Source organism: Streptococcus sp. DD11 (assembly GCF_001578865.1).
GTDB classification, from domain to species: domain Bacteria; phylum Bacillota; class Bacilli; order Lactobacillales; family Streptococcaceae; genus Streptococcus; species Streptococcus panodentis.
Map to the genome: position 1 here is coordinate 380,827 of NZ_KQ969393.1, position 4,078 is coordinate 384,904.

Below are 4,078 nucleotides of genomic sequence, written 5' to 3' on the forward strand. Positions count from 1 at the left end.
GGCACGGTCACTTTCATTCCGGAAGCAGACTTTGTCGGGGTGGCCAGCGGCGTGACAGTCATCCGCAAGGATCGCAACGGCAATATCCTTTCAGCGGTCTATCGTCCGACGGTTACCGACCAGCCTGAACAGCCGTCAGAAGTGCCTGTCAGACCGGCACCGCCGGCTCTGGCGTCAGTATCGCCAGCTGTCGCTGTCAGTCAGCTTCAGCCGCAGGCCCAACAGGCAGCCCTGCCTGAGACGGGCACAAAAGAAAGAGGCCATCTGGCTTCCGGACTGCTGGCAGCGGCAGCAGGCGTGGGCCTGCTGGGATTGGCCAAAAGAAAGAAAAAGTCAGAAGACTAAGATTTTCAAAACTGCTTCCGATAAACCAGCAGAAGTTTATATAGTCATTTAGTTTACGAACTGTCCGAGGGACAGTTTCAGCCTATCGCTTGAAACACAGGGTGGCAGATAAAGCTTCCGCTAGGAAGTGTCAGCTGTACCGGGGTACGGAAAGACGAGCTAACGGCCTAATCAAAGATAAACTAAAGGGCGATAAAAGCAGAAAAAGAGGTGAGAGCACATCGGTTCTCATCTCTTTTTTGATATTTCCAAAGGAATCGCTGGCTCCTGCTGGAAAACGACAAGTTTTAGAGAGCGATTTTACATTTTCATCCTCTTAATCTTCTCTTCGTTTGGTGTCACCCGCAGGGTTTTCTGACCAGTGTAGGTCACAAAGCCGGGCTTGCCGCCAGTTGGCTTATTGAGCCGTTTGGTCTCAATCATATCGACTTGGACCAGATTGGACAGGCGCGCCTTAGAGAAGTATGCTGCCAGCTCCGCAGCGTCCGTCTTGACTTCGTCGCTGGGCTGAAGATTGCCTGTGATGACGACATGGCTGCCGGGGATGTCCTTGGCATGAAACCAAAGCTCATCTTTTTTGGCCATTTTAAAGGTCAGCTCCTCATTTTGCAGATTGTTGCGGCCGACCAGAATGATGGTTTTGCCGTCAGAAGCCAGATATTTTTCTGGCTTTTTGCGTTTCTGGCTTTTCTCCCGCTGCCTGCGGCGGATAAAGCCGGTCTCGATCAGCTCCTCACGGATTTCAGCGATTTCAGCCAGACTGGCCTGAGCAAGGGCAGTCTCCACACTTTCCAAGTAGAGGATAGTGGCCTTGGTTTCTTCAATCAATCCGGTCAGATGCTTGACGGCTTCTTTGAGCTTCTGGTAACGTTTGAAGTAGCGCTGAGCATTTTGATTCGGCGTCAGAGCCTTGTCCAGAGCGATGACAATCTTCTCCCCCGTATAGTAATTATCCAGCTCGACCTGCTCTTGGTCATTGGGGACCTGATGGAGAAAGGTCGTCAGCAGTTCGCCCTTTTGGCGGAATGCTTCGGCATTTTCGGTGGCGGCCAGCTCAGTTTCCTGCTTGCCCAGCTTTTTGCGGTTCTTATCCAGCTCATTTTCCACCCGGCGGATCAGCTCGCTGGCCTGCTGACTGACCCGATCACGCTCGGCCTTATCCTGATAGAAAAAGTCCAGCAGCTGGGACAGGCTGGCAAATGCTTCTTTGCTGTCAGAAAAGCGCAGAGCAGAGAACGATTTTTCGGTTAGACTGGGTTGGGTCGGACTGGCAAAGAAAGCCCGGAAGTTTTTCAGCCTGTCAGCAGTCAGACGGCTGCTGAGCTCGGCAGCTGTATCTCGGCCCAGTCCCTGAAAGAGCTGCTGCAGCCGCTTGGCTTCCAAATTCTCGGTCTGCAGGATTTCAAAGAGCTTTTCATCGCTGATTGTAAAAGGATTGCGGCTGTCAGTCTGGGGAGGACTCAGATAGACAGAGCCGGGCAGAATCGTCCGGTAGCTGTTCTGGGAAAAGCCTACATGCTTGATAGCCTCGATAATCTTGCCGCTGGCCTTGTCCAAGAGAATGATATTGCTGTGCTTGCCCATGATTTCGATGACCAGAGTCACGGCCACACTGTCGCCGATTTCATTCTTGTTGGACACGCTGATTTCCAAAATCCGGTCATTGTCCACCTGCTGGATAGCCTCAATCACGGCTCCCTGCAGGTACTTGCGCATGACCATGATAAAGGTAGTGGGAATGGGAGGATTCTCAAAAACGGTCTCGGTCAGCTGCACTCGGCCGAAAACCGAATGGGCCGACAGAAGCAGGCGGTGGTTCTTGCCCTTGCTGCGAATCTGCAGGACCAGCTCCTGCTCAAAGGGCTGGTTGATTTTCTGAATGCGGCCGCAGAGCAGTTTTTCCCTCAGCTCCTCCGCCATATGATGTAAAAAAAATCCGTCAAAAGACATGATTGACTCCTTGAAAGTTGCTACAGATGATTATAACAGAAAATGAGAGAAAAAGGTAGAGGAGCGGGAACAGCTATAGGCCAATTTAATAAGTGAGGCGTTCATAAACTGAATATCCTTGAGCAGAATCTGTACTTGCCTTATCTTAATGCCGAATCTGTCTGCTGCTTTGTCAGGTCTCGTTATTTAGTTTATCTTTTATGACTTTGTTAGCTCGCCTTGCCGTACTTTTGAGACTTCCCCACGGAAGCTTTATCTGCCGACTCAAAGGCGGTAGGACAGCCTCCCATGATGGCTGCGCCCTCACCCACAGAGGGATGTATCTTTTAGAGGATACCGTATAAGAACTAAAAGCAAACTAAAAGACTATATTTATCTTTTCCGTAGAATAGTGTAATGCAGACAGGATTGATTTCTGTTCAAAAGTTTAGCGTGATTTTCTTTCAAAAGCTCTTGACAATCCTGCCAGAAAACCTTAAAATAAAATTAATTAGAAAGTAGCACTTGCTTTGTTTTTAGAGAGCCTGCGGTCGGTGCAAGCAGGCAGGGGGCATTTGTGAAATTGGACTAATGCTATTAAAATGAATTTGAAACAATAAGAATTCGGTCCGCACACCTTACCGTGCAGCTTGTTTGATGACAAGATAGAGATATGGAAAAAGTGTCTGTTTTTCCATAAATGAGGTGGCACCGCGATTTACGCCCTCACGCAGTTTTTAGCTGTGTGGGGCTTTTTTGTTTTGAGGAGGGATAGGATGTTTCAGCGATGGCGATGCAAAGACATGCAGACAGAAAAATATTATTTCAAAAGGAGTTTCAATAATGAAAAATAAACGGTTAGCAGTAATTCTCGGATTTTTAGCAGTATTGGCAGTGGGGGCTGCGATTTATTCCAGTCTGGGCAGCAAGGGCAGCAGTTCTGACTCGGGCAGCAGCAAGACGGCCAAGGTCGGTGTTCTCCAGTATGTCAGTCATCCCTCGCTGGACTTGATTTACAAGGGGATCCAGGATGGTTTGGCTGCAGAAGGCTACAAGGGCGACCAGCTCAAGATTGATTTTATGAATGCTGAGGGGGATCAGAGCAAGGTTTCTACCATGAGCAAGCAGCTGGTGTCCAATGGCAATGACGTTTTGGTGGGCATTGCCACTCCGTCGGCTCAGGGTCTGGCCGCAGCGACTAAGGACAAGCCCATCGTTATGGGGGCTATCACCGATCCTGTCGGGGCCAATCTGGTCAAAAATCTGGAGCAGCCAGGCGGCAATATCACCGGCGTTTCTGACCATAACCCTGCTCAGCAGCAGCTGGATTTGATTCAAAAGCTGACGCCAAATGTCAAGACCATCGGAGCCCTCTATTCCAGCAGCGAGGACAATTCCAAAACGCAGGTCGAAGAGTTTAAAGCCCTGGCTGAAAAAGCCGGCTACAAAGTTGAGGAATATTCTGTGCCTTCGACCAATGAGATTGCATCAACTATGAATGTCATGACCGGCAAGGTGGATGCCATCTGGATTCCGATTGACAATACCATTGCTTCTGCCTTTGCGACGGTTGTCTCCAGCAATCAGGAAGCCAAAAAGCCCATCTATCCCAGTGCGACAGCTATGGTTGAAGAAGGCGGCCTGGCCTCTGTCGTCGTGGATCAGTATGACCTGGGCGTAGCGACAGGAAAAATGGCAGCCAAGATACTCAAAGGTGCCAAACCGGCTGACACACCAGTGGAAATCTTTAATACCGGAAAATCCGTCATCAACAAGAAAAACGCCCAAGAGCTGGGCATCACCA

The 4,078-nt window shown here is 49.7% G+C and carries 3 protein-coding genes; 2 read left to right on the forward strand and 1 reads right to left on the reverse strand.

Features of this window, described 5'->3' with window-relative positions; all coding sequences use genetic code 11:
- A partial coding sequence (locus STRDD11_RS13595) for an LPXTG cell wall anchor domain-containing protein (protein ID WP_164828385.1) occupies positions 1-345 on the forward strand: 345 nt, incomplete at its 5' end.
- Positions 346-645: 300 nt separating this feature from the next.
- Here STRDD11_RS13595 and STRDD11_RS05065 read toward each other — a convergent pair.
- Complete coding sequence (locus STRDD11_RS05065; RefSeq protein WP_128835992.1) at positions 646-2,295, reverse strand: Rqc2 family fibronectin-binding protein; 1,650 nt, start codon at positions 2,293-2,295, stop codon at positions 646-648.
- A gap of 822 nt (positions 2,296-3,117) precedes the next feature.
- Between STRDD11_RS05065 and trpX the strand changes: the two genes are divergently transcribed.
- On the forward strand, positions 3,118-4,078 hold a 961-nt coding region (gene trpX / locus STRDD11_RS05070; RefSeq protein WP_164828386.1), incomplete at its 3' end, for a tryptophan ABC transporter substrate-binding protein.